Source organism: Nitratireductor rhodophyticola (assembly GCF_019891355.1).
In the GTDB taxonomy this organism is placed as follows: Bacteria; Pseudomonadota; Alphaproteobacteria; order Rhizobiales; family Rhizobiaceae; genus Nitratireductor; species Nitratireductor rhodophyticola.
In genome coordinates this window covers 1,176,468-1,202,661 of sequence record NZ_JAHSSF010000001.1, presented here as the reverse complement: position 1 = coordinate 1,202,661, position 26,194 = coordinate 1,176,468, and the positions used below count along the sequence as shown (strand labels likewise).

Sequence of the window (26,194 nt, the reverse complement as noted above, 5' to 3'; positions counted from 1 at the left end):
CGCATGAACTGGATCAGGATATGAGAAACTGAATGAGCGAAATCCCTGTCATTCTGATCGCCATTCTTGTTATGTTGCAGTGATATAGTCGGTATCGATTGGCATTTGAACTTCAGACATATTGGCCGATTCGGTCCTCTAAGAAGGTGGTGAGTAGAAACGCTTGGATATCCACGAACTTAAGCTGCAGCTGCAACAGCATTTGACAGACGGGCTGGTGACGATCGTTGGCTCTGGTCTGTCATGCGCTGAGGGACTTCCGAGCATGGTCGAGTTGGCGACTCACCTCGATGCAACGGTGACAACCGACTTGGCAGCGGCGGATGTCGATCGGTGGGACGCGATTTCACCGCACTTGTCGGCAAAGGGTCTCGAAGCAGCTCTTCTGGAGACGCCTCCGACACCGGGACTGGAATTAGCGATCGTCGCGCGCACGGCCGAGCTAATTGCTATGCGGGAGCGCCAAATCGTTGCCGAGGTATTTTCGCGGACACGGACCTTGCGCTTCACCCGGCTCGTTAAGCAGTTGTTGAAACCTTCCACCGGGCTTCCTGTCGTTACGACGAACTATGATCGTTTACTTGAGGTTGCCGTGGAGGAAGCATGTCTCGGCGTTGATACATTGTTTGTCGGCCAATTTGCTGGAGAGTTGAACGAGCAGGAAAGCCGCCTTAGCTTCTGCCGGGAAGTAACCCTTAAGGGTGGGCGAGTGCAGTATCGCTACCGTCCTCGCGCCAATATCTTCAAACCGCACGGCAGTCTCGATTGGTATCACCGGGACGGGAAGCCCGTCCGCTATTCCGGCGACCTCGATCTACCGCGGCTCATTATCACGCCCGGGTTGAACAAGTTCCGTAACGGCTACGAAAGCCCGTTTGACCGTCATCGAGAACGGGCAAATTCAGCGATAGACCGTGCCAGTCGGTTTCTCGTGGTCGGCTATGGCTTCAACGACGATCATCTGGAAACGCACCTCACGCCTCGCATTCGCAGTGGCATGCCCACACTTCTGTTGACTTATGGGCTTTCAGATAACGCGGTAAAACTCGTCCACGAGTGCAGCAATGTCATCGCGATTCAGCGTGCCGAACAAGGTGGCGCTTCCGGCTCTGGCGTTTTTGTCGCCGGCGTCGAGACTTTCTTTCCCGGCCTGGACCTATGGGATCTAGGCTCATTCGTTGCCGAGGTGCTTGAACCATGACTGAAGCCGCTCTCCAATTTTCTGAAGACGACAATATCGGTCGCGTCGCATCGGTCGATACGAGCCGTGTCGCGATCGACGTGACCAACTCCGTTCTTCTCACGCGGATCGGTATCGGACAGCTTGTTGCCATTCGCGGCGCGACGGAGCGAGAATATCTTATCGCTATGACAGAGCGCGTTACCCGCAACATCAGGGAGGAATTACCCAGCCCGGACGATGAAGATGCCGATGGCGCGCTTTTGGCAACTGTGCCAACCGATTTGATCCAGGGTGTATTGATCGGCACATTCAGGACGGTGGAGGGTGATCGACGGAATACCTTCAAACGCGGCGCCGATAGTTTTCCGCAGATTGACCGAGACTGCTTCGTCATCGAGGGCGGAAACCTTCAGCGCTTCATGGGCATCTTGGGCGCGGGTTTCTCTGCCGATGAAAGGCTCAAGTTGGGCACTTTCGTAGCGGATCGCACGGCCGACGCAATCGCCAGTGGCGACAAATTCTTTCAACGACACGCAGCGATTCTCGGTAGCACCGGATCAGGCAAAAGCTGGGCGGTCGCGCTGATACTCGAACGAGCTGCTAAGCTGAAGTTTCCGAACATCATCGTATTCGACATGCACGGTGAATACACCCCCTTGGCGGATAAGTCGAAGGGAGGATTTGCTACGCGCTTCCGCATCGCTGGCCCCGGCGACCTAGAGAATCCGGGCGATGACACGTTGTTCCTTCCATATTGGCTGCTCAATCGCGATGAAATGCTGTCGATGATCCTTGATCGCAGCGACCAGAACGCGCCCAATCAAGCATCACGGTTCACGCTGCATGTCCGCTCTCTGAAGGGGCAGACGCTCGATGCCGAGGGTAAGGCGGACATCAAGAAAACGTACACTGTCGATTCACCGATACCATACGATGTGAAGGAGTTGGTGGGACTGCTGAGCAGAGACAATACGACAAAGGGAGTGGGTAAGTCCGGACCGATAAAGGGCGAATGGGAAGACAAGCTGACACGCTTTCTGTCTCGCCTCGAAGCGAAGTTGGATGATCGTCGCTACGGCTTCATGTTCGCACCTCCACTCGCTGCGATGAAATACGATTGGCTTGCAGCGCAGGTGCTTAAGTTGCTGCAATCTGGCGACAACACTGGCATCAAGGTTATCGACTTCTCGGAAGTGCCGGCCGACGTGCTTCCCGTGGTGACCGGGACATTGGCCAGGCTGCTCTATGATGTTCAGTTCTGGATGAACGGGAAGGCCCGGACGCCTGTTACGCTGCTGTGTGACGAGGCGCATCTCTATCTTCCGGTTCGCGATGACGCCGATGCGGTTCAGCGCCAGGCCCTCGGATCGTTCGAACGGATCGCCAAGGAAGGCCGAAAATATGGCTTCTCGCTGCTCGTCGTTAGTCAGCGCCCGTCGGATGTCAGTCGGACGATACTCAGCCAGTGCAATAATTTCCTTGCATTGCGTCTGACGAACGAAACCGATCAGGGCGTCATCAAACGCCTGATGCCGGACTCGTTGGCGGGGCTGACAAGCATCTTGCCGTTGCTCGATACGGGTGAGGCGCTGTTGTTGGGCGATGCAGTCCTGCTTCCGACGCGGATCAAGCTCGACATGCCCAAGGTGGCGCCGGATAGCGCCACGCGAGATTTCTGGAAGGAATGGGGATCGGCTAAACCGGACGATGCAGCCATTGCGTCGGCGATCGAATGCTTGCGTGGCCAATCGCGCAACGGTGGCTGAAGGTCGCCGGGAGCAAGTGGGGGAGGCACAGTGATTCTAACCGACAATGAGACAAAGGTTGATCTCCTCAACAACGAGGCCATCGCCAAGACTATCATCGAGTTGCTGCGCGAAAAGCCCGAGCGCGCCGTGACGGTCGGAGTTCATGGCGATTGGGGTGCCGGCAAATCAAGCATACTGGAGATGATCGAAAACGGCCTCAGTTCTGATGAGGACGCGCTCTGCGTCAAATTCAACGGCTGGCGATTCCAGGGTTTTGAAGATGCCAAGATCGCGCTGATCGAGGGTATCGTCACCGGCCTTATCGAAAAGCGTCCACTGCTCACTGAGGCCGGCCTAGCAGTATCGGACATCTTCAAGCGGATCGACTGGCTCAAGATCGCGCGGCACGGAGGCGGTCTCGCTTTCACCGCATTCACCGGCATCCCCACAGCCGATCAGGTCGGCGCGGTGGTTGGCACCTTGAAAGGGATCTTCTCCGATCCCTCAAAACTCGCCACGCAGGAGAACTACGACAAGGCCATCGACGGTGTGCAGGGTCTCCTGAAACAAGGAGAGTCGAAGAACGTCCCCGAAGAGATCGAGGCGTTCCGCAAGGCTTTTGACGACCTGCTCAAGCAGGCGGGCGTCACACAACTGATCGTCCTCATCGATGATCTCGACCGCTGCCTGCCGGACACGGCGATTGAAACGCTCGAAGCCGTTCGCTTGTTCGTCTTCACCGATCGCACCGCGTTCATTGTCGCGGCCGACGAGGCGATGATCGAATATTCGGTGCGCAAGCATTTTCCGGAGCTGCCGGATACGACCGGTCCCCGCGACTACGCGAGGAACTATCTAGAAAAGCTGATCCAGATACCGTTTCGCATCCCGGCTTTGGGAGAGACCGAAACCCGTATCTATGTCACGCTGTTGCTCATTGGCGCTGAGCTGGGCGAGGACGATCCCGCTTACTCGGCGCTCATCACCGTCGCCCGTGAATTGCTGAAACGACCTTGGCAGACTGCAGGGCTCGACGCGCAGACGGTCAAGACCGCCTTGGGCGATAAGGCCAGCAAGGTCCAAAACGCGCTAACCTTGAGCGATCAGATCGGCCCGATCTTAGCCAGTGGTACCCAGGGCAATCCGCGGCAGATCAAGCGCTTCCTGAACACCCTACTGCTGCGCCATCAAACTGCGCTCGCCCGCGGCTTCGGGGAAGAGGTCAAGCTGCCCGTTTTGGCTAAGCTGATGCTTGCCGAGCGGTTCCTCTCCAGATTGTTCGACCAGATCGCCAGTGCTGCCGCTCGCGATCCGGACGGGCACTGTGCGGATTTGGCAGCGCTGGAAGCCGTCGCGTTGGAGGAGAAGCCAGCTCGAAAAGCGAAGCGGTCAGGGCCGAAAATTCGTTCAGCCGATGAGGCCAAGCCGACTGCCGCGCTGGACTCCAAGGACAGCGCCATCCTGACTGAATGGAAGGCGGCAGACGCGATACGGGCCTGGGCGCGGTTGTCGCCGGCCTTGGCCGAGGTCGACCTCCGTCCTTATCTGTTCGTGACCAAAGATCGGAAGGATTATTTTGGTGCGGCATCGGTCCTGGGGCGCCTCGCCGCGGTGGTCGAAAAGTTGCTCGGTCCAAAACTCGCCGTTCAGGCGTTCGAAGGTGAACTCAAGCAGCTCGTTCCGGCTGAAGCCGCTCAGGTCTTCGAAGAGCTGCGCGGGCGCGTCATGGGAGGCGATGCCTTCGATACGGCGCCTCCCGGCATAGAGGGCCTCGCCGTGCTGGTCCGCGCGCACCCAACACTTCAAGCAAACCTCCTAGACCTGCTCGAAGCCTTGCCGGCTGATCGGTGCGGTCCGTGGCCTGCGTCCGGTTGGGAAGGCATCATCAAGGACACCGACGCTGTCGCTCGCTTCGAAAAGCTCCTTCAAGGATGGTCGACGTCGCAATCAGCCTTCTTGAAGACGACGGCCAGCGCTGCGCTTCGCACACGGAAAGGCGGCCGCTGATGGGCACGTCGAACGCCTATGGCGGCGCGGGCGGCGGGACGCCGCTTATACCGAGTTGGTTGCAGGGCGACGGTGACGGCGGGGCCGGTGCGGGGGATGGCGACGGGGCACCACCGTCGTCACCTGATGGAACACCTCTAGCAGTTCCTCCAGCACCAGCGCCACGGCCGATTGCACCGGCTGGTGCATCGGATCGATTCACCTCGGCGCGAAGCAATTTCACACGCTTCGTGAACTCGGGTGGCAGTGACCGACGGAGCCTCGGCCGCGCGGTCTCGCAATACGTGTCCAAATCGGCAGGCGGTTCGCGCCAGGCTGCGCAGCGCATGGGCTCATCGCGCGGTGCGGGTGCTGGGCTGGTCCGTTTCCTTAACGACGCCAGTGCGAGTGGCGTGCGCGAAGCGTTGCGAACACTCAACCTGGAAAACCTCGCCGGGCGTCCAATCGAGGAAGTGTTCGCCGGTCTTGCAGACTATATCTGCCCCGAAGGCGGGTCCATCGATGAGGGTATAGCACGAGACGCCTTCGTAGAGACGATCGCCGATCTCGCCGGCGCAGGCATCACCGACATCGACGCGCTGACATCAGGCCAGATTCAGACCGTGTTCGAGCTATATGCGACGCACGCGATCGAGGCTCGCATTTGCAACGACATCGGCACCAAGGTCGTGACTTTGCCCACAGATCCGCGCGCCGCCGAAAGGGTTCAGGCGCAACTGCGCGATTTTGTCCAGCGTGGAGTCAGCGATGTGATCAACGCCGCGGGCGTCAATATTCAGTCGCTGACCCCGAACGCGGTGATGGGCTTCGTGACTGATGTCTATCAATCCGCTTTCGACGTCTTGCAGACGATGGGCGATGGGGAGGCAGCTAAATGAGGCGCCATGTAATCATCGGCCGTTTCGGCGAAGACGATAAAGCACGCGTTCCCAAGGCGCGAGACGAGGTCGCATCGACCTTGCAGTTGATAGCAGGCAAGCGCCTCGATCACGGGATCGGTCGCGCCGTGGCCGACCTCAAGGCTCTGCATCTGACCCCTAGCGAGATCGGCGCTGACCTGCTCGTGGTCGCGGCCCATGTTCACGCAGCGGACACCCGCATCTCCCGCTCTACAGAATCGCAAGACGCCTGGACGCGCGAGATTCGGCTAGTCGTCCCCGTGAGCGATCCGGGCCGATGGACGGCCGCAGCACCCATCTTGGTCCGCGCTTTGAACTTCCTGACCGGCGACAGATGGGATGTTGGCTTCCGCAAACGGGCAAAAGGCTATGCGAAGCTAGTTTCCGCTGCCGCGCCGACGCTCATTCCAGCCCCGTTCGATGGAGTGAGTCTGTTCTCCGGTGGCTTGGACAGTCTGATCGGCGCGATCGACAGCTTGAACTCTGGTGAGACGCCGCTCTTGGTCAGCCATGCCGGCGAAGGGCTGGTGAGCAAGTCACAGGAGCAGTGCTTCGAAGGTTTGAAGGCGGTTTTCAAATCATCCGCCTTCGATCGACTGCGGGTATGGATGAGCTTTGAAAGCGGGTTCGTCGAGGATGTCGGATCAGAGGACACCACGCGTGGCCGCTCGTTCCTATTCTTCTCGCTGGGCATTGCCGCTGGCACCGCGCTGGCTCGCGACTTCGTGCTCAAGGTGCCGGAAAACGGCCTTATCGCGCTCAATGTGCCGCTTGATCGGCTTCGGCTCGGCGCGCTCAGCACCCGTACGACGCATCCATTCTACATGGCGCGATGGAACGATTTGCTGCGAGCGCTCGGCGTTAGCGGAAAGGTGGAGAATCCCTATTGGGACAAGACCAAGGGGGAAATGGTCGCCGACTGCGCCAACCCAGCCTTGTTGAAACAGCTCGCCCCTCACTCCCTATCGTGTTCGTCACCGACGAAGGGGCGCTGGACGAAGAAACCACAGGGACATTGCGGATATTGTCTGCCGTGTCTCATCCGGCGAGCGTCTCTGCTAGGCAAGGATACGACAGTTTATGGGGTGCCCGACCTGAAGGCTGCGACATTGGACACCAGGCAGGCTGAGGGACAACAGGTCCGATCCTTCCAGATCGCTATCGCACGCCTGTCGAAACGACCAGAACTCGCCAAGGCCCTAATCCATAAGCCGGGCCCGCTCTATGATGATCCGTCGCGGCACGATGCTCTGGCCGATGTCTATCGTCGCGGGTTGGAGGAAGTTGGGCGCTTGCTGGCTGGCGTTCGAGCCACACCGTCGTAAGGGGCACCATGCGATCGACTCTCGTTGATTTTCATTGCCACCTCGACCTCTACCCCGACCACGCGGCCGCGGTGGAGCGTTGCGAGCGCGACGGCGTGTTCACCCTCACAGTGACCACTACGCCCAAGGCTTGGCCTCGGAACTACGAACTTGCGTCCGCCACCCGACATGTGCGCGTGGCTCTCGGCCTGCACCCGCAGTTAGTTACCGACCGCGCTCATGAGATCGGGTTGTGGGAAGAGCTCCTGCCACGAACCCGATATGTTGGGGAGGTTGGACTCGATGCTAGTCCACGGTTCTATAAGTCTTTGGGCGCGCAAAAGGAGGTCTTCGCTCGCGTACTATCGCTCTGTTCGGCAGCTGGGAACAAGATCGTATCGACGCATAGTGTCCGCGCGACGAAAGCTGTGCTCGATATGATCGAGCAACTCATGCCACCCTCGCGCGGACGGGTAGTGCTTCATTGGTTCACCGGCACCGCAGCAGAGGCCAGGAGAGCCGTCGATCTTGGTTGCTATTTTTCAGTGAACGCGGAGATGCTGATCAATGAAAAGCGGGCGGCGATAACCAAGACGCTGCCGCTGCACCGTGTTCTAACCGAGACTGATGGGCCGTTCACTCAAGCAAGCGGTCATCCCGCCACGCCGAGCGACGTGGGGATCGCTGTAGAGGGATTAGCACGTCTCCACGGAACGTCATTTAGCGATATGTCCGCGACAATCCTGAGCAACCTCAAAGGCCTGCTTGCGGAGCGAAGCTAGAATAGGCTGCTCACCGTCACGTTCGGTGAGATTGGCTGCATCTCCAACGATCGCAGGCGCTGGAAACCAGGGCTCGATTTGCAACGCAGCCCGTAAAGGGGTTTGGATTAAGTCCGGTGCGTTCCAAACGTCAGCTGCAGTCAACGTTCACGTTGTTCTTAATAAGTTGAGTATTGTCAGGAAGGCTCAATCGGTAGGGCTATAGAGTAGGTGTCGTGCCCATCGGTATCCCGCGTGCCCCGCCATTTTTCTCGCTCACGGCAGTCTCGCTCCGCTCGACGCCCCCGCTGGGGCGGGCAAAAGCCCGGGCCGCAGTCGCGGCCTCTGGCGCCTTGTTTGGGACACTTCCCGAACCCTCCGTTGAATTCCCCGTGGCGGTTTTGTTGCTGTTTCCGAAAATCGTGCGCCGGCCCATCGAGGCCGGCGTTTTATGAATTATTCCAATACTTTAACTCTATTCCTCCTGGGTGTTGAGGGCTGTTTCCTACGATTCTGACTGGAGGTCAGAACATGAAACTCAAGAGCCTTCTGATTGGCTCCGCAGCTCTCGCAGCTGCTGCAACCGGCGCCAAGGCGGCCGACCCGATCGTCGTCCCCGAGCCGGAGCCGATGGAATATGTGCGCGTTTGCGACGTCTACGGCGCAGGCTTCTTCTACATCCCCGGCACCGAGACCTGCCTGAAGATCGGCGGCATGGTCCGTTACCAGATCAACTGGGATGAGAATGATGACGGCTGGGACAAGTACGCTCGCGGTGAGCTGAACATCGACGCCCGCTCCGAGACCGAGTACGGCACGCTTGGCGCGTTCATCAAGTTCCGTGCAACCAGCGACAATGCTGGCTACACCCCGGCTGGCTCTGCAACGCCTTGGGCGACCACCGCTGGTCCGCTTCCGGCTGCTGGTGTCAACGACGGCGATGCTCTGTCGCTTGGCGTGGGTTCCAGCGTTGGCCTTCAGCAGGCGATCATCTCGCTTGGTGGCCTTTCCATGGGTCTCTCTGACACGCTCTACGACGCTGGCCTCTCCGGTGAGTTCGATAGCGGCGGTGGCGATCGCGTTCACTTCATCAGCTACACGTTTGTTGCCGGCAATGGCGTTACCGCAACGCTCGCTCTTGAAGAAGCCGACAAGAACTACGACTACACGCCGAACTTCGTCGGTAAGGTCGGCATCGCTCAGGGCTGGGGTTCCGCAGACCTCTACGCCGCTTACGATGCAACGGCTGAAGAATTCGCGCTCAAGGCAATCGTGAAGGCGAACCTGACCGAGCGTCTGTTCGCCGAAGCAATCGCTACCTATGAGAGCGGCATCAACTTCTACTCGACCGACCCGTTCAACGTGACTGGCACGGGCATCCCGTCCACGATCCGTTTCGGTTCGGAGTGGTCCGTTGGTGGTCTCATCGGCTACAAGTTCACGCCGAAGCTGAAAGCCTCGATCGGCGCTCAGTACTATGACAATGTCGGCAACGACTTTGTTTCCGCGCTTGCGGGTGGCGACGTGAACTTCCTCAGCGCCGGTGTCACGGTCGACTATGAGATCGTCGAGAACTTCGACGCCAAGCTCGCTGTCAACTACGGCAAGCTCGACACGCCGTTCGGCAACGAAGACAACTGGAGCGGCTTTGTTCGCTTCCAGCGCAACTTCTAAGATGCGCGGTTAGAAACATACGGAACCCGGCGGAGAAATCCGCCGGGTTTTGGCTTTGAAGACATCGCTGGTAGCGGGCGTCATAGGCGCAAATGCTTCGGGTGACAGGGTTTAGCGAGGTCTTCAGTCAGGCTCTCTCAAGGGCGAGTTCGTCTCTTTTTTGAAAACTCCAGGAAGGAGAAACCATTACCCGCCGTCAGGGGCTCATAAGGGCGGGGCCATAAGTAAGTGAAAAAAATGCTTTTTTTTCTGGACTGGCCTAAGTCGCGAGTGCTAGTGCCCTTAACCGGGGATACGACTAGCTTGGGGAAATCGAGAATTTTTATCTCGAGGGGGTGGTTCACAACTCAGAATTTTACCGAACACGCATTTGACATAGACGCCCGGGACGTGACCTGACATGGGGGCGGTCAATAGTCCTGGTAGCGAGTGGGGTCTTTCGAGGTCTCGCTATTCCGTCACGTTCGGTAGCGAGCATTTGCGTCTCGTTTCTGAGTACAGTTTAAAAGAACTCTTCACAAAGTATGGCGACATACTTTGGGAACCTGGCACGCATAAATACAATGTCACCTTCTTCATCGGTGAGCTTGATGAGCTCTTGATGGGGAAACGATTCAGTGCGTTCGAGCAGAGCCTGCTCGATGAACTGATCGGCAAACTTCGCGCCCGCGGAAACAGCAATGCGACCATCAATCGAAAGATGGCCGCGCTGAGCAAGCTTCTGCGGAAAGCGCATAAGATGGGTGACATTCACAGCCTGCCGGAATTCCGGCGCCAGAAAGAGCGCTCCGGGCGCATAAGGTTCCTTTCCTGCAGCGAGGAAGAGATGCTGTTCGCGGCAATCCGCCGGCGCAGCGAGGATGCCTGGCGCCTTTCGGTGTTTCTGGTCGACACGGGCTGTCGTCTCGGCGAGGCCATTGGGCTTACTTGGAACGACGTTCGGGACGGGCGTGCCAGTTTCTGGATCACCAAATCGGCACGGGCCCGTTCCGTGCCATTGACCAAACGCGCTCAGGAGGTCTCGAACCTTCCCAGAAATGGTGAAAAAGGCCCGTTTGCAATGCTGCGGCAGGCGCAGTACCGCACGATCTGGAACGAGGCGAAGGCGGAGATCGGGCTGTCGCAGGACACCCAGGTGGTGCCGCATGTTCTGCGCCACACCTGCGCATCCCGTCTTGTTCAGGGCGGCATCGATCTGCGCCGCGTGCAGATGTGGCTCGGCCATCAGACACTGACCATGACCATGCGCTACGCGCATCTGGCAACGGGCGATCTGGACCCCTGCGTCGGCGTTCTCGAACGTTGCTCCAAAAAGGCGGCCGCAAAATGAGCGTAGCCCTTCGGCTATGTCTTGCGGCCCTTCAGGGGACAATCCGGTTCCTGTCCGCCAAAACGGCGGGCGGGCACCCTGGCTCGCCGGCGGTCAGGCTGATTTCTCCGCACGCTTGATGAAAGTGGCAATCTCTTTCGGCAGCGCCCCCGTCTCCAGAAGCGGGGCATGGCCCTGTCCGGCCACAATGATCTGCTGCATTGTCGGATGGCGTGTGGTCATCTCCTCAAGGGTTCGACTGGAAAGCAGACGCGAGTTTTCGCCGCGAATGGCCAGCACCGGAATTGCTGCCAGGCCTTCAAACAGCGGCCAGAGTGCGGGAAGGGGCGTGTCGAGGTCGATCGCTTTCAGCGGCTTCAGCAGTTTGGGATCGAAATCGGCGCGCAGGCGCCCTTTCTCCTCTCTGTAAAGCGCCTCGGTAAAACGCCACCAGTCTTCATCGTCGAGCGCCGGGAACGCTTCTCCGTGAACGGCCTTCTGGATTTTGATCGCCTCGGCCATCGTGCCGGGTCTGGGCGCGCGCTGCAGATAGGCGCGGATCTGGGCGAGCCCGTCTCCCTCCACCACCGGACCGATATCGTTGAGCACCACGGCTTTCATGAGGGTTGGGCGCACGCCGGCCAGCGCCATGATGATCAGCCCTCCGCGTGACGTGCCGATGAATGCCGCATGGTCCACCCCAAACGCGGCAAGACCGGAAACGATGTCAGCGGCTTCCACCGTCACGTCATAGCGTCGCCAGTCCGGGTCGTTGTCGGAGAGGCCGCGTCCGCGATAATCGAAGGCAATGACCTTTCGCGGGGTCGCCGCGTCGGTAGAGAGCTTTTCGGCAAGGGCGTGAAAATCGCGGGCATTGCGTGTGAGACCCGGAAGGCAGACCACCGGCAGGCCGGGATTGGCTTCGCCATAGAGGCGGGCATGAAGCCTCAGCCCGTCCTGCGCTGAATAGAAGACATCCCGAAAACCGCGCTCAGACATCATATCCCCCAGGACGTCCCTATCGGTTGTCTCCACGCCTCAAGGCATAGAGGATTTTAGAATCAGTCAGGTGCACCTGACATCCGCACAAGTGCGGTGAAACGAAGACCCGGTCAACGATAGCCCGGTAAAGGGCGGGCGGCTTAATCAGCTTCCTGCGGAAATATCCGCAACAATGTCGAACCGGCCGGTAAGACGCATTTTGTAGATCTGCAGGTTCTCCATCACCCTTTGAACGTAGTTTCGCGTCTCCGAATAGGGAATGCGTTCGATCCAGTCCACAATGTCGTCCACCGGCTTTCCGCGCGGATCGCCGTAGCGCTCCATCCATTCGGCCGCGCGGCTCGGCCCGGCATTGTAGCCGGCGAAGGTGAGAATGTAGGAGCCGTTGAACCGCGCGAGCTGTTCTTCCAGATAGGCTGCCCCCAGCGTTGCATTGTAGGTTGGATCGGTTGTGAGGCGCGCCCGCGAATAGGGAAGGCCGCTCTTGCGCGCCATCTCCCGTGCCGTCGCCGGCATGAGCTGCAGCAGGCCGCGTGCGCCGGCGGGCGAAACCGCCGCCGGATTGAACTCGGTTTCCTGCCTGGCAATCGCATAGGCGAGCGCCTGGCGGGTGGTCGGGATAGCGGCGGCTGCTGGTATGGCACCCACCGGATGCGCCAGTGCGCCGATGTCGAGCCCCCGGCCTGCCGCGATCTTGCCGACCCGCAGGGCGGTGGTGTAATCGCCGCGCGCCTCGGCCATCCGGGCGAGCAGGGTCAGTTCGCCGGGCTTGTCCAGCGTCTCTGCCAGTTTTCGATAGAGGCTGCCTGCGCGCCACACATGGTTCGTCTTCTCCAGGCTCTGGATTGCGCGCACCATTTCGCGGGCGAAGAAATGACGGCGGTCTTCGTCGTCGGGTTCCGGCGCATCGGCCGCAAGCGCGGCGCGCCCGAGCCTGGCAGTCGCCAGTTGCCCGTAGAACGTCGCGCCGAAGCGGGCCGCCTCTTCAAAGGAGGCGGTTGCATCCCCCGGAGCACCGGCTTCCACTGCCCGCCCCAGCCAGTAATTCGCGCGCGCATTCGAGATCGGACCCTCGGCAATTTCCGCAATGCGGGCGAAATGCGGTGCGGCCTTTTGCGCGTCCTTCAGGGCGCGCAGCGCATACCATCCCGCGTGAAACTCCGCGTCGGCGGCGCGCGAGGGGCTTTCTGCCGAGTGGGCAGCCGCCACCCTGTAGGCCGTCTCCGCATCGCCGGTGTCGAGCAGTTCGCGTGAGAGCACGCGCCGTTCCACCCACCATTCGTCCGGATCGATCAGGCTTTCCGCATCCCGTGGCGCCGTCAGCATCAGCCTGGCAGCTTCATCGAAGCGCCCGGCACGGCGCAGGAAGCGTGTTTTGGCAAAGATGTATCCGGCGCTGCGTTCCGCCTCGGGCACGGCGTCGAGCAGGTTTTCCGCATTCCTGTCACCGCGAATTACCGCCGCCCATGCCTTTGTCAGGGCCGCGCCGCCGGCGCGTTCCGCAACCCGTTCGGCCGAACGCACCCGCGTGTCGTACAGCATCTGCTCCATGCGCACCCGGTGGTCGGTCCTTGAAAGCAGATCACCGAATGCCTCCAGAAAGGCTGTTTCACCCGTCGCATCGAGCTTTGCCTTTCGCCAGAACCCGGAGACAAGCGCGCGCGCCTTCCCCTCCTCTCCCAAAGCTACATAAGACCTGGCGAGCACCATCGTGCCCTCGAGGGTTCTGGGCTCCGTGTCGCCAAGCAGGCTCACCACCACACGCGGTCGCTGGTTCTCGCGATAGAGCGCGCGCTCGGCGTGCTCGCGCAGTGTCAGCATGCCGGGCCAGTCGCCAAGCTCCCTGGCGATGGCCGCGATCTCGCCGCTCGAGAATGTGTCGCTCGCCGAAAGTGCCATGGCCCAGGTTAGAACCCGCCGTTCGAGGCTGTCTTCCTTCATGTGGTTGCGAAGGGTGCGCGCGGTTGCCGGATCGCTGAGCGAAAGGGCATCGAGCCCGGCGATCAGGGCGCGTTCGTTTGCCGATGGCCCGCCCTGGCCGTCCATCACATTCGGGCGAACGGCGGTGGTGTTCGTCAGAGCATCGATGGCGGCTGCAGGCGAGTTGACCGCGTCGGGGCGTGCGAAAGGGATTGGGCCCATGTCTGGCAGGGCCTGCGCATGCGCGAGTGGCGAGACTGAAAGAAGAAGCAGCGAAGCAAACGCAGCCTTTGTCGTCATACACAAACGTCCCGAACGTTGGACCCTATGGGCAGCCGGAGCTGCTTCCAGAACAGGCAATATCGTTTCACGATGGTGCAGAGCCTGCGGATACTGGCGTAACACACCATCTTTGCAGGATTCTTGCGGGCAAGAGATGGCAAGACTATGGTGCGCCGCCTGATCTTCGGTTAGAAGCATCCGGCGCGAGCCTGGGCTGGCAGCAAACCATCAATTTCATTCAGGAGTTCGACATTATGTTCAGGGGGTCTCTCACAGCGCTTGTGACACCATTTGCCAGGGATGGCAGCCTGGACAAAAAAGCGTTCCGCGAACTCGTTGAATGGCAGATTGCAGAAGGCAGCAACGGGCTGGTGCCCGTAGGCACGACCGGCGAATCCCCGACGCTCACGCATGAGGAGCACCGCGAGGTGGTCCGGATCTGCGTCGAGGCTGCTCAGGGGCGCGTTCCGGTCATCGCCGGTGCAGGTTCCAACTCGACCCGTGAGGCAATCGCGCTGGCAAAGTTTGCCGAAGAGGTAAAGGCCGACGCGGCACTGGTGGTCACACCCTATTACAACAAGCCGACGCAGGCAGGGCTTTATGAGCATTTCGCGGCTGTCGCCCGTGCCACGAGTTTGCCCATTATCATCTACAATATCCCCCCGCGTTCCGTGATCGACATGACGCCGGAAACCATGGGGCGTCTTGCGAAGGACTTCTCCAACATTGTCGGCGTGAAGGACGCGACGGCGAAGGTGGACCGGGTCTCCGAGCAGCGCATGACCTGCGGCAAGGATTTCATCCAGCTTTCTGGCGAGGACGCTTCCGCTCTGGGCTTCAATGCGCATGGCGGGGTGGGCTGCATCTCGGTGACGGCCAATGTCGCACCGCGCCTGTGTGCCGAGTTCCAGGCGGCCACGCTCGCCAATGACAAGGAAAAGGCGCTTGAGCTGCAGGATCGGCTGATGCCGCTTCACAAGGCGATTTTCATCGAGCCCGGACTTTGCGGTGCAAAATACGCATTGTCTCGTCTCGGCCGGGTCGAGAACACCGTGCGTTCGCCGCTTGTGCCGATCGAGGCCTCGACTGCGGAGCGCATCGACGCTGCCATGCAGCATGCAGGGCTGCTGAACTGACGCATTTTGCAGCCGGGCAGGGCACCTGGCGTCGCACAAATGCGGTGAAACGAACGGGCGGCTCTTCTGCCGTCCCAGGGAAAGCGGAAGTGCCACGGCGCTTCCGCCGCATTTGGAACTGATGGCAAAAGACAAGAATCCCAACGTCAAGACGATTGCCGAAAACCGTAAGGCGCGCTTCTCCTACGAGGTGCTCGACACACTGGAAGCCGGCATCGTCCTGACAGGAACCGAAGTGAAATCGCTGCGCGACGGTCACTCCAACATTCAGGAAGCCTATGCTTCCATTGAGGATGGCGAGTGCTGGCTGATCAACTCCTATATTCAGGAGTATTCCGCCGGAAACCGCTTCAACCATGAGCCCCGCCGCAGGCGCAAGCTGCTTGTGTCCAAGCGCGAGCTGTCGCGCCTGGCCCAGTCGATCGAACGCGAAGGCATGACGCTCGTGCCGCTCAGGCTCTATTTCAATGCGCGTGGGCTTGCGAAACTTCAGATCGCCGTGGCGCGCGGCAAGAAGCTGCACGACAAACGCGAGACGGCCAAGAAACGCGACTGGAACCGGGAAAAAGCAAGGCTCCTCAAGCAGCACGGCTGAAGAGGCGCAGGGCGCCGCGCGTCTATCGGACTCTATTTGTCCAGAAACGCGCGTATATCACGGAAAACACTGACGAACATCTCTTCGGTCAGACGGCCGGTGTTCGTGTTGTAGCGTGAGCAGTGATAGCTCGAAAAAATCGAAAGTCCGGCAAGCTCCTGATGCCCGCCATGTGTGAAGGGATGGGCGGCAACGCGCCCGCCGAGCGCTCGAACGGTTGACTGATGGGCGATCACGCCAAGCGTGAGCACCGCTCTGAGATTCTTGAAGCGCTTCAGCGTCGGCGCAAAGAAATGCTGGCGGCAGGTGTTGATCTCGGCGCCCACTGGCTTGTTCTCCGGCGGAACGCAGCGCACGGCATTGATGATCGCCGCGTCGACGAGGGTCAGGCTGTCGTCGGGGCGGGCTTCGTAGTTGCCCCTGGCGAAGCCGAACGTCTTCAGCGTGCTGTAAAGAAGGTCTCCAGCGTAGTCGCCGGTGAAAGGACGTCCCGTCTTGTTGGCGCCGCGAAGCCCCGGCGCCAGGCCGACGATGAGAAATGCGACGGCGTCATCGCCTCCTTCGGGCAGGAAGGTGGGAACGGGCGCATTGTGCCATTCGGGTTCGCGGGCGCGCCAGTCGGCAATGAACTGGTGAAGGCGCGGGCAAAGTGGACAGTCGCGCGGCGGCTCGGTTTCACGCGCCGAAACAGGTGTCATAGATCGTCGAAGGTCTCGTCTGCGTCGTCTTCGGGTTCCACCTTGCGGGAAGGCCGTTCGCTTGTCGCACGGCCGACTTCCTCGCGCAATGACGAGAGATCGATGAAATTGTCCGCCTGCCGGCGCAGATCGTCGGCGATCATGGGCGGCTGGGACTGGATGGTCGATACGACGCTCACTTTGCGGCCCTTGCGCTGCAGGGCCTCAACCAGCGTGCGGAAATCGCCATCGCCGGAGAAGATCACATAGTGGTCGACCACGTCGCTGAGCTCCAGCGCGTCGATCGCCAGTTCTATGTCCATATTGCCCTTGATCTTGCGGCGCCCGGCCGAGTCGGTGAATTCCTTGGCGGGCTTGGTAACGACCTTGTAGCCGTTATAGTCGAGCCAGTCGATCAGCGGGCGAATGGAGGAATATTCCTGATCTTCCACAAGGGCCGTGTAGTAGTAGGCGCGCAGAAGGTAACCGCGCTCCTGGAAGCTGCTCAGGAGCTTCCTGTAATCGATGTCAAATCCTAAGGCTCTCGACGTGGCATAGAGATTGGCACCATCGATGAAGAGAGCAATTTTTTCCCGTGGATCGAACATCGTCAAAATTCCTGTTTCAAATAAACGTTCAGCGCTCAAATGAGAGGCTCCGGGCCGAAAATCGACCAAAAAGCCATCTCTTATGAGGAAATAGCGCTGGAATATGATTGTTCCAACCAATATATAAAATCGTCATAAATACAAGCGCGCGGGACGCAGGCTGCGTCGCCATCGCCACGCCCCATTTCCGTGTTGATCGGAGAGCGGGCGTTGAGCGTTGGCCTTGAATTTTGCGATGTGGCAGGCTATTGACGCGCTGGATTTCCTTGCAGATTTACGCATGAAAGGGGCACTGAATGGCCCGTGTGACCGTTGAAGACTGTATCGACAAGGTCGATAACCGCTTTGAGCTCGTGCTTCTGGCCGGCCATCGCGCCCGTCAGATTTCGCAGGGTGAGGCGATCACCGTCGACCGCGACAACGACAAGAACCCTGTCGTTGCGCTGCGCGAGATTGCCGATGAGACCCTGTCGCCTGGCGATCTCAAAGAAGATCTGATCCATTCGCTGCAGAAGCATGTCGAGGTGGACGAGCCCGAGGCCGATCTGCCCGAGATCAGCGAACCGGCTGCCGCTTCCGCCGAAGCCGGTGCCGATCAGCCGGAGGAAGAGATTTCCTTCGACCGCATGAGCGAGGAAGATCTGCTTGCCGGTATCGAAGGCCTCGTTCCGCCGGAAAAAAGCGACGATTTCTGATCGATACGGATGTTCGGCGCGGCATTCTCTTCCTTGCCGAAACATTCCTGCCTATCTTAAACATGCGCCGTGAATTTCGCGGCGCATGTTTTGCTTTGCGTAGACAACAACAAAAAGAACGAGGAAGCCGCCCATGATGCGTCAATACGAGCTTGTCGAGCGTGTCCAGCGCTACAAGCCGGACGTCAATGAGGCGCTACTCAACAAGGCTTATGTCTACGCAATGCAGAAGCACGGCCACCAGCGCCGTGCCTCCGGCGATCCGTATTTCTCGCATCCGCTGGAAGTTGCAGCCATCCTGACTGACATGCATCTGGACGAGGCGACCATCGCTGTCGCCCTGTTGCACGACACGATTGAAGACACCAGTGCCACGCGGGATGAGATCGACGAGCTGTTCGGTCCGGATATCGGCAAGCTGGTTGAAGGGCTGACCAAGCTGAAGCGTCTCGATCTCGTGTCGAAGAAGGCGCACCAGGCGGAAAACCTGCGCAAGCTCCTGCTGGCCATCTCGGAGGATGTCCGCGTCCTTCTGGTGAAACTCGCGGACCGCCTGCACAATATGCGCACGCTCGACCACGTTCCCGAGCACAAAAGGCTGCGCATCGCCGAAGAGACGATGGACATCTATGCGCCGCTCGCCGGACGCATGGGCATGCAGGACATGCGCGAAGAGCTCGAGGAACTGGCCTTCCGGCATATCAACCCGGAGGCTTTCCGCGCGGTCACCGAGCGGCTTGCCGAGTTTTTCGAGCGCAATCGCGGGGTCATCAAGGCCATTGAGGAGGCGCTGTCGCATCTCTTCGCCGAACATCAGATAGAGGCGACGGTGAAGAGCCGTCAGAAGAAGCCCTGGTCGGTGTTCCGCAAGATGGAGACCAAGGCGCTTTCCTTCGAGCAGCTTTCCGACATTTTCGGCTTCCGCGTGCTCGTCGACAGTGTCGAGGATTGCTATCGCGCGCTCGGGGTCATCCATTCCACCTGGTCCATGGTGCCGGGCCGGTTCAAGGATTATATCTCCACCCCCAAGCAGAACGACTACAGGTCGATCCATACGACGATCGTTGGCCCGTCGCGCCAGCGTGTCGAATTGCAGATCCGCACCTATGACATGCATGGCATTGCCGAATACGGCGTGGCGGCCCATTCGATCTACAAGGATTTCGGCGGCAAGGTGAACGGAGCGGATCATCGGATCTCGCGCGACACCAACGCCTATGCCTGGCTGCGACGCACCATCGAGGCGCTGTCGGAAGGCGATACGCCCGAAGATTTCCTGGAGAACACGAAGCTGGAACTGTTCCAGGACCAGGTGTTCTGCTTCACGCCCAAGGGGCGGCTGATAGCGCTTCCACGTGGCGCAACGCCCATCGACTTTGCCTATGCGGTTCACACCGAGGTGGGCGACACCTGTGTGGGCGCAAAGGTCAATGGCCGCATCATGCCGTTGATGACCGAGTTGAAGAACGGCGACGAGGTGGAGATCATCCGTTCCAAGGCGCAGGTGCCGCCGGCGGCCTGGGAATCGGTCGTGGTGACGGGCAAGGCGCGCGCCGCCATCCGCCGCGCGACACGAAACGCGATCCGCAAACAGTATTCAGGCCTTGGCGCGCGCATCCTGGAGCGAGCCTTCGAGCGCGCGGGCAAGAGCTTTTCCCGCGACGGCCTCAAGCCGGTTCTCCACCGCCTCGGCCGTCAGGATGTGGAGGATGTTCTGGCGGCGGTCGGGCGCGGCGAACTTTCGTCGCAGGATGTCGTGCGCGCGGTGTTCCCCGACTACAAGGACGAACGCGTGACACAGGTGCCGAAGGAGCGCGAGGAGGGCTGGTTCAATCTGCGCAATGCCGCCGGCATGCTGTTCCAGATCCCCGGCCGCTCCTCGCGCAAGGCAAAGCGTGCCAAGGGAAGCGCTGCTCCAGCGGAGAAAGGGGCAGGCGGCGCTCTGCCGATTCGCGGTGTCTCGGGTGATCTGCCCGTCAGTTTCGCCCCGGAGGGCGCGGTGCCCGGAGACCGAATTGTGGGCATCCTTCATCCGGGGTCGGGCATCACCATCTATCCAATCCAGTCGCCGGCGCTGACCGCCTTCGACGACCAGCCGGAACGCTGGATAGACGTGCGCTGGGACATCGACGAGAACATGAAGGAGCGGTTCCCCGTCCGCATGTCCGTCACAGCCATAAACGAACCCGGCTCGCTGGCGGAAATAGCGCAGGTGATTGCGTCGAACGACGCCAATATTCACACGCTCGCCATGGAGCGGACCGCTCCTGATTTTACCGAAATGCTGTTCGATCTCGAGGTCTGGGACCTGAAGCACCTGACCCGCCTCGTCTCACAGCTAAAGGAAATCAGCTGCGTAAGCGACGCGCATCGGGTGAATGGCTAGGGTCCTGACCCTAGCAGCGATGATGGGCGGCGAGGACCTTCCGGCCCCGTGCCTTCGGCAGATTGGAGTGCTGTGTCGTCCGAAATGAGTAGCCCGGGAACGACCAGGATGAGTTGACCCTTCCAAGGCCCGGCGCCCAACATTCTGAATGCACAGCGTTCACAAACAACAGCTTTCGGAGATAGTGAGAGGTGGATTGGCCGCTCTCATTCTGGTCGCCCTTGTGCTGTTTCCTTTTGGTGGTGTGCATGTGCACGTGACCCCACCAGCCGCTGCGGCGGATATTTCCTCCAGCCACGCCATTCCCCACACGCAGGACCACGCACACGAACATGGCGATGGGCATGGCGATGAACATGGCGACCAACCGCATGGCAGCACGGGGGCTGCGGATACGGAATGCTGCATGGTGCATTGCATGCCGATCGACAGGCTGAAGCATGAAATCATGGTTCATGCGCGGTTTGCCGCCTGTTTCGCTGCGGGGCCCATGGCCGCACTCTGTTCCAATCTGGTGGAAAAGCCGCTCAAGCCTCCGCGCACAAAGCTCTCCTGAACCGTCCGGTCATATTCACCGGCCACGTCGGCTTCCGATGCGTCCTGCATCGGAAGCGGGCGCTGCCAGCGTGACGGGCGCGCGCTACTCGTGTTCAAGAGAGGCTGAAATGAAAACCTTACTGCATTTCGATGGCGGCAGGATCAAGCGTTTTGCCCGACCGTTGCACTCGGTCCTGTCAAAGGTCCACCTGGTGGCTCGACGCGCAGAACTGACCGGAGCATATCCCGATCGTGAAAGTGCTGTGAGCGCAGCCCCACGCTGGGCTTTGACCGATTATGATCATGAAGATGTGGTTCCGGTTGCGCTCGACAAGATGAGCAGGATCATCGACTGGGACTATCCCGTCATGTTCTGGCTCGAGCGGGAATTGCGGGCGCGGGCAGGCCGCCGGGTTCGCCTGCTGGACGCCGGCGGGCATGTCGGCACGAAATATCGCGCTTTCCGCGAGCTGATCGATCTGTCAGACGTGCAATGGCAGGTCTATGAACTGCCGTCCATGGTGAAGGCCGGCCGGGCCATGGCGCGCGCCGAGGGTCTTGGTCCGGAACTCTCCTTTTGCGACAGCTTTTCCGAGATCAGGAAAGCCGAGATACTGCTGTGTTCCGGGCTGCTGCAGTATCTGGACATTCCGTTCGCGGACTTTGTCGACAGACTGCCTGAGCGACCGCAGGTGATTCTCCTGAACAAGGTGGCGTTGCGGGAAGGTCCGTCCGTCTACACGCTGCAGCGCGGCGGGCCGACCTTCCTGCCCTACCACATTCGCAACAAGAACCGGTTTCTCGCGGATATCGACGCACTCGGCTATCGCATTGTGGACAGCTGGTGCATTCAGTACCTGGCTCACAGAGTTGCGAGCCATCCCGAACTCGGCTGGAGCGAGAGCCGCGGATATATGCTGCTGCGCAAGGATATGGCGCTCGGCGATCGAAAACCTGCCGAACCTGCAATGGCGAAAGCGGGTTAGGCCAGGCGCCCAAATTCCGCCGCTTCATGTGAATAGCTCTATCGTGTTTCCTGCTTTTGTAGCGGGAAACACGATTATTAACCCGTTTCCCTTGCCCCGTCCGACCGAGCTTGCCTATATCGAACCAAAGACATGTCCCAGGGAACCCGCCGTTAAGAAAACGGGCTCTAGGATTCTGTCGGCAGGGGGAAGCCTGGTTGCTGTTGGGGGTGCTTCGTAGTCGCGATGTTGTTTCGACGTAGAAAACCGGCGGATCTATGGGAGAGGGCTCGGACCATGGTTTGGCCGCGCCGCTCGTTCTGGCGATCTGCACAATATTTCGTCAAGCGTGCTCTGCGATTGACGGCGACGCCGCACGCCATCGCTGCAGGCATCGCAGCCGGTGTGTTCGCGTCGTTCACGCCCTTCATGGGATTTCACTTCTTCATCGCGGCCGGTCTGGCATGGTGCATCGGCGGAAACCTCGTCGCTTCGGCCATTGGCACCGCCGTCGGCAACCCGCTGACATTCCCGTTCATCTGGGGGGCGACACTGGAAACGGGGCGCCTCATCCTCTATGGGCGAGAGCTCTCGCACGGTGCCCCCATACATCTGGGCAAGATGCTGCGCCACCTGGAGTTTTCCCAGCTCTGGGAGCCGGTCATCAAGCCCATGTCCGTCGGCGCGCTGCCTCTGGGCATTTTCTTCGCTCTGGTGTTCTACTTCGTGACACGCTGGGCGACATTCACCTTCCGCGAGCAGCGCCGCAAGCGTCTCGCCGAGCGGGCACGCCGAAAGGCCGGCCGGCAAGCCTTCGACGCAAGGACCGCGACGAGTTCATGATTATCGGAATTGGAAGCGACCTGATCGACATCAGACGGATCGCCAAAACGCTCGACCGCTACGGAGAGCGCTTCACGCAGCGTGTCTTCACGCAGATCGAACGGGCCAAGTCCGACAGGCGCCGTGAGCGCGCCGCCTCTTATGCGAAGCGCTTCGCCGCCAAGGAGGCATGCTCCAAGGCGCTTGGCACAGGCATCTCGCGTGGCGTCTTCTGGCGCGAAATGGGGGTCGTCAATCTTCCCGGCGGCAAACCGACAATGGAACTGTCGGGGAAGGCCAGGGCGAGGCTTGAGGGCATGACACCTTCAGGCATGAAAGCGCTGGTTCATTTGACCATCACTGACGACTATCCCCTGGCTCAGGCGTTTGTGATCATCGAGGCGGTTCCCGACAACGGAAACTGACGCCGAAAACTGCGCGAGGGTTGTGCTGTCGCATTGCCGCCGCCTTTCTGGCGCGATAAGACCGTGCCGAAACACTCGAACCGAGGACATGATGAGCGTGGCTGACAAGACGAAGAAGAAATCGGGCGGCGTGGGCGAAACCGTCAATGTGATTGTCCAGGCGCTTATCCTCGCGCTGGTTATCCGCACCTTCCTGTTTCAGCCATTCTCCATTCCGTCCGGTTCCATGCGCCCGACCCTGCTTGAGGGCGATTATCTGTTTGTCACCAAATGGGCCTACGGCTATTCGCGTCATTCTCTTCCGTTCTCTCCGCCGCTCTTTTCCGGCCGCATCTGGGGTTCCGAACCCGAGCGCGGCGACGTGGTCGTCTTCAAGTTTCCGCCCAATCCTTCGATCGACTATATCAAGCGCGTGGTCGGGATGCCGGGCGACAAGATCCAGATGCGAGAGGGTGAGCTCTACATCAACGACAAGGCCGTGGAGCGTGAGAAGATCGGCCAGATCGACGACCCCGACATTACCGAGATGGACCGGCCGGTGGACGTCTACCGCGAGACGCTGCCCAACGGCGTTTCCTACGAGACGCTGGATTTGACGGCGAACGGCATTGGCGACAACACGCGCGAATTCATCGTGCCCGAAGGGCATTATTTCATGATGGGCGACAATCGCGACAACTCCGCCGACAGCCGCTTCTCGGTCGGTTTCGTGCCGGCTGAAAACCTTGTCGGACGCGCCAACATCATCTTCTTCTCCATCGCCGGTGGCGCAAGCCCGCTGGAAATCTGGCGCTGGCCTTCGGAAGTGCGCCCGTGGCGCATCTTCGATTGGGTCGACTAGAGTTTGCGTGGATCATGACTGCCAAGCGCCTGCGTGGCCCCCAGTTAGTCAAAGCGGTCGCCGATTGCACCGGATTTGAATTCACGAATGCCGCGCTTGTCGAAGAGGCGATGACACATGCCAGCGCGCGGAGCCGCTCGGGTTCCGATTACCAGCGGCTGGAGTTTCTTGGCGACCGTGTGCTGGGGCTTGCCGTTGCCGAACTGCTCTATGAGAGCTTCCCCAAAGCGCCCGAAGGCGAACTCTCTGTGCGGCTCAATGCGCTCGTCAATGCCGAGACGCTGGCAGAGGTCGCCGACGAGTTGAAGATCAGTCCGCTGATCCACATGGGCAGCGACCTGCGCGGTGCGGCGACCCGCAAGCAGATCAACCTGCGTGCCGATGTGATGGAAGCGCTGATCGCGGTGGTATACCTTGAAGGCGGCATCGACGCTGCACGTGCCTTTGTGCGCGGTCACTGGCGTGAGCGTGCGCAGGCCGAAGGGGCCGATCGCCGCGACCCGAAAACCGCCCTGCAGGAATGGGCGCATCAGGTTGCCGGCGTCACGCCAGGCTATACTGTGGAGGACCGGCAGGGGCCTGACCATGATCCGGTTTTTTCCGTGACCGTCAGGATCACCGGATATGAGCCCGCGCACGGCAGGGGCCGTTCCAAGCGCGAGGCGGAACAGGCCGCCGCCACCGGCATGCTGGAGCGAGAAGGCGTGTGGCAGAGCAATGAGAGCACATCATGAGTGAAGACGTTCCCGCAGCCGACGCACAGGGCGAGACCCGGTCCGGCTTTGTGGCATTGATCGGCGCCCCCAATGCGGGCAAGTCGACGCTGCTCAATCAGCTTGTCGGTGCGAAGGTGTCCATCGTCACCCACAAGGTGCAGACGACACGTGCCATCGTACGTGGCATCGCCACCCACGAAAACGCTCAGATCGTGTTCATCGACACACCCGGCATCTTCAATCCGCGCCGCACGCTCGACCGCGCCATGGTCACGACCGCCTGGGGCGGGGCCAAGGACGCCGACATCGTGGCGCTGCTGATCGATGCGGAGCGTGGCATCAAGGGCGATGCCGCCGCCATTCTTGAAAAGCTCAGGGATGTGGCGCAGCCCAAAATCCTGATTCTCAACAAGATCGACCGGGTAAAGCGCGATTCTCTGCTGGAACTCGCCGCCCGGGCCAACGACGCGGTGGGGTTTGAGCGCACTTTCATGATCTCGGCGTTGCAGGGATCGGGCTGTGACGATCTCCTCGCCTATCTCTCCGAAACGCTTCCGGCGGGCCCCTGGTATTATCCGGAGGATCAGCTATCCGATCTGCCGATGCGCCAGCTCGCAGCGGAAATCACACGCGAAAAGCTCTTCCTGCGACTGCACCAGGAACTGCCCTATGCGATCCACGTCGAAACCGAGAAGTGGGAAGAACGCAAGGACGGCTCCGTGCGCATCGACCAGGTGGTTTATGTGGAGCGCGACAGCCAGAAGAAAATCGTGCTCGGTCACAAAGGCTCGGCCATTCGTGCCGTGGGGCAGGCCGCCCGCGAGGAGCTGGCGGGGATCCTCGAGCAGAAGGTTCATCTCTTCCTGTTTGTGAAGGTGCGCGAGGGCTGGGGCAACGATCCGGAGCGCTTCCGCGAAATGGGGCTTGAATTCCCCGGTTGAGGGAAGGACAGTGACCTGATGGAATGGCGCGATGAAGGGATCATTCTGGGCGCCAGAAAGCATGGCGAAACGAGCGTCGTCCTGGAAACGATGACGGCGGCTCATGGCCGGCATCTCGGTCTTGTGAAAGGCGGCCGGTCGCGCCGCATGCAACCGCTTCTCCAGCCGGGAAATCGCGTTGATCTGGTCTGGCGCGCCCGCCTCGAGGAGCATCTGGGCACGTTTCAGGTCGAGCCTCTGGAGTTGAACGCTGCGCGCCTTCTGGCCTCTGCGCTGGCGATTCATGGCATACAGCTTCTGGCCGCTCATCTGCGCTTGATGCCCGAGCGCGACGCCCATGCAGGCCTTTATGAGACCCTGAAAATCATCACCGCCCATCTGGACGAGCCCGAGATCGCCGGACCGTTGATGGTGCGCTTTGAACTGGCACTGCTCGACGAGCTGGGATTCGGGCTCGATCTCACGCAATGCGCACTGACGGGCAGCCGCGAAAGCCTTGCTTATGTGTCGCCGAAATCCGGCCGCGCAGTGACTGAAGAAGCCGGTGCTCCCTGGCGCGACAGGCTTCTGCCGCTACCGCGCTTTCTGACAGTGAAGGCGCGGATGGAGACGCCGCCCGATGCGCTTGAGGACGCTTATCGTCTGACCGGGTTTTTCTTCCACCGAAACGTCTACGAACCGCGCGGGATGGAAGAGCCCGCTGCGCGCGGCGGCTTTCTGGCGGCACTCGCCCGCAGCGCCGGGGACGCGGCCGGTTGAAC

24 protein-coding genes are annotated in these 26,194 nt (G+C 60.3%); 20 read left to right on the top strand and 4 right to left on the bottom strand.

Features of this window, described 5'->3' with window-relative positions; translation table 11 throughout:
- Positions 1-163: 163 nt before the first annotated feature.
- The 8 genes from KUG85_RS05820 to KUG85_RS05785 all read left to right on the top strand — a co-directional run bounded on the left by KUG85_RS05820 (position 164) and on the right by KUG85_RS05785 (position 10,906).
- Complete coding sequence (locus tag KUG85_RS05820; protein ID WP_223004448.1) at positions 164-1,201, top strand: SIR2 family protein; 1,038 nt, start codon at positions 164-166, stop codon at positions 1,199-1,201.
- The gene (locus KUG85_RS05815; RefSeq protein ID WP_223004447.1) at positions 1,198-2,949 is read left to right on the top strand and encodes an ATP-binding protein; all 1,752 of its coding nucleotides are present in this window, start codon (positions 1,198-1,200) and stop codon (positions 2,947-2,949) included. Before KUG85_RS05820 ends, KUG85_RS05815 begins: the two co-directional genes overlap by 4 nt.
- Before the next feature lie 30 nt (positions 2,950-2,979).
- The gene (gene qatA / locus KUG85_RS05810) at positions 2,980-4,938 is read left to right on the top strand and encodes a Qat anti-phage system ATPase QatA (RefSeq protein WP_223004446.1); all 1,959 of its coding nucleotides are present in this window, start codon (positions 2,980-2,982) and stop codon (positions 4,936-4,938) included.
- Positions 4,938-5,816: a Qat anti-phage system associated protein QatB gene (gene qatB, locus KUG85_RS05805; RefSeq protein WP_223004445.1), complete on the top strand. Its 879-nt coding sequence runs from the start codon at positions 4,938-4,940 to the stop codon at positions 5,814-5,816. Before qatA ends, qatB begins: the two co-directional genes overlap by 1 nt.
- Entirely contained in the window at positions 5,813-7,162 is a 1,350-nt protein-coding gene (qatC, locus tag KUG85_RS05800; protein ID WP_223004444.1) for a Qat anti-phage system QueC-like protein QatC, read from the top strand. The genes qatB and qatC overlap by 4 nt, the downstream gene beginning before the upstream one ends.
- An 8-nt stretch (positions 7,163-7,170) precedes the next feature.
- Complete coding sequence (gene qatD / locus KUG85_RS05795; RefSeq protein ID WP_223004443.1) at positions 7,171-7,923, top strand: Qat anti-phage system TatD family nuclease QatD; 753 nt, start codon at positions 7,171-7,173, stop codon at positions 7,921-7,923.
- A gap of 510 nt (positions 7,924-8,433) precedes the next feature.
- On the top strand, positions 8,434-9,576 hold the full coding sequence (locus KUG85_RS05790; protein WP_223004442.1) for a porin: 1,143 nt from the start codon (positions 8,434-8,436) through the stop codon (positions 9,574-9,576).
- A gap of 400 nt (positions 9,577-9,976) precedes the next feature.
- Positions 9,977-10,906 carry a tyrosine-type recombinase/integrase gene (locus KUG85_RS05785; protein WP_223004441.1) on the top strand — a complete coding sequence of 310 codons (930 nt, stop codon included), beginning with the start codon at positions 9,977-9,979 and terminating at the stop codon, positions 10,904-10,906.
- A 93-nt stretch (positions 10,907-10,999) separates the two neighbouring features.
- Here the strand turns inward: KUG85_RS05785 and KUG85_RS05780 are convergent, their stop codons facing one another.
- Positions 11,000-11,887 (bottom strand): alpha/beta fold hydrolase, encoded by an 888-nt coding sequence (locus KUG85_RS05780; RefSeq protein WP_255606261.1) that lies wholly within the window; start codon positions 11,885-11,887, stop codon positions 11,000-11,002.
- Between the two features lie 144 nt (positions 11,888-12,031).
- On the bottom strand, positions 12,032-14,107 hold the full coding sequence (locus KUG85_RS05775) for a lytic transglycosylase domain-containing protein (RefSeq protein WP_223004439.1): 2,076 nt from the start codon (positions 14,105-14,107) through the stop codon (positions 12,032-12,034).
- A 236-nt stretch (positions 14,108-14,343) separates the two neighbouring features.
- Here KUG85_RS05775 and dapA point away from each other — a divergent pair, with 236 nt between their 5' ends.
- Together dapA and smpB are read left to right on the top strand one after the other, a co-directional pair.
- A complete protein-coding gene (dapA, locus tag KUG85_RS05770) occupies positions 14,344-15,225 on the top strand; it encodes a 4-hydroxy-tetrahydrodipicolinate synthase (RefSeq protein ID WP_065818357.1) in 882 nt (293 codons plus the stop codon).
- 121 nt (positions 15,226-15,346) lie between these two features.
- The gene (smpB, locus tag KUG85_RS05765) at positions 15,347-15,820 is read left to right on the top strand and encodes an SsrA-binding protein SmpB (RefSeq protein WP_223004438.1); all 474 of its coding nucleotides are present in this window, start codon (positions 15,347-15,349) and stop codon (positions 15,818-15,820) included.
- Positions 15,821-15,852: 32 nt separating this feature from the next.
- Here the strand turns inward: smpB and KUG85_RS05760 are convergent, their stop codons facing one another.
- Together KUG85_RS05760 and KUG85_RS05755 are read right to left on the bottom strand one after the other, a co-directional pair.
- Positions 15,853-16,518, bottom strand: a complete 666-nt coding sequence (locus tag KUG85_RS05760) for a uracil-DNA glycosylase (protein WP_223004437.1) — start codon at positions 16,516-16,518, stop codon at positions 15,853-15,855.
- Positions 16,515-17,105, bottom strand: coding sequence for a LabA-like NYN domain-containing protein (locus tag KUG85_RS05755; RefSeq protein WP_065818355.1), 591 nt, complete (start codon positions 17,103-17,105; stop codon positions 16,515-16,517). The genes KUG85_RS05760 and KUG85_RS05755 overlap by 4 nt, the downstream gene beginning before the upstream one ends.
- A 296-nt stretch (positions 17,106-17,401) precedes the next feature.
- Here KUG85_RS05755 and rpoZ point away from each other — a divergent pair, with 296 nt between their 5' ends.
- From rpoZ to recO, 10 genes are all read left to right on the top strand, one after another.
- Entirely contained in the window at positions 17,402-17,800 is a 399-nt protein-coding gene (gene rpoZ, locus KUG85_RS05750) for a DNA-directed RNA polymerase subunit omega (protein WP_007008481.1), read from the top strand.
- Between the two features lie 133 nt (positions 17,801-17,933).
- Positions 17,934-20,186, top strand: coding sequence for a RelA/SpoT family protein (locus tag KUG85_RS05745; protein ID WP_065818354.1), 2,253 nt, complete (start codon positions 17,934-17,936; stop codon positions 20,184-20,186).
- A gap of 196 nt (positions 20,187-20,382) precedes the next feature.
- Complete coding sequence (locus KUG85_RS05740; RefSeq protein ID WP_223004436.1) at positions 20,383-20,742, top strand: hypothetical protein; 360 nt, start codon at positions 20,383-20,385, stop codon at positions 20,740-20,742.
- 109 nt (positions 20,743-20,851) lie between these two features.
- Positions 20,852-21,709, top strand: a complete 858-nt coding sequence (locus KUG85_RS05735; protein WP_223004435.1) for a methyltransferase, TIGR04325 family — start codon at positions 20,852-20,854, stop codon at positions 21,707-21,709.
- A 225-nt stretch (positions 21,710-21,934) separates the two neighbouring features.
- On the top strand, positions 21,935-22,531 hold the full coding sequence (locus KUG85_RS05730; RefSeq protein WP_065818352.1) for a DUF2062 domain-containing protein: 597 nt from the start codon (positions 21,935-21,937) through the stop codon (positions 22,529-22,531).
- Entirely contained in the window at positions 22,528-22,935 is a 408-nt protein-coding gene (gene acpS / locus KUG85_RS05725; protein ID WP_065818351.1) for a holo-ACP synthase, read from the top strand. Before KUG85_RS05730 ends, acpS begins: the two co-directional genes overlap by 4 nt.
- A 91-nt stretch (positions 22,936-23,026) precedes the next feature.
- Complete coding sequence (gene lepB, locus KUG85_RS05720; protein ID WP_007008488.1) at positions 23,027-23,776, top strand: signal peptidase I; 750 nt, start codon at positions 23,027-23,029, stop codon at positions 23,774-23,776.
- A 14-nt stretch (positions 23,777-23,790) separates the two neighbouring features.
- Positions 23,791-24,510 (top strand): ribonuclease III, encoded by a 720-nt coding sequence (gene rnc / locus KUG85_RS05715; protein ID WP_223004434.1) that lies wholly within the window; start codon positions 23,791-23,793, stop codon positions 24,508-24,510.
- The gene (era, locus tag KUG85_RS05710; RefSeq protein WP_065818348.1) at positions 24,507-25,433 is read left to right on the top strand and encodes a GTPase Era; all 927 of its coding nucleotides are present in this window, start codon (positions 24,507-24,509) and stop codon (positions 25,431-25,433) included. The genes rnc and era overlap by 4 nt, the downstream gene beginning before the upstream one ends.
- 18 nt (positions 25,434-25,451) lie before the next feature.
- Positions 25,452-26,192: a DNA repair protein RecO gene (gene recO, locus KUG85_RS05705; protein ID WP_223004433.1), complete on the top strand. Its 741-nt coding sequence runs from the start codon at positions 25,452-25,454 to the stop codon at positions 26,190-26,192.
- Positions 26,193-26,194: the final 2 nt, after the last annotated feature.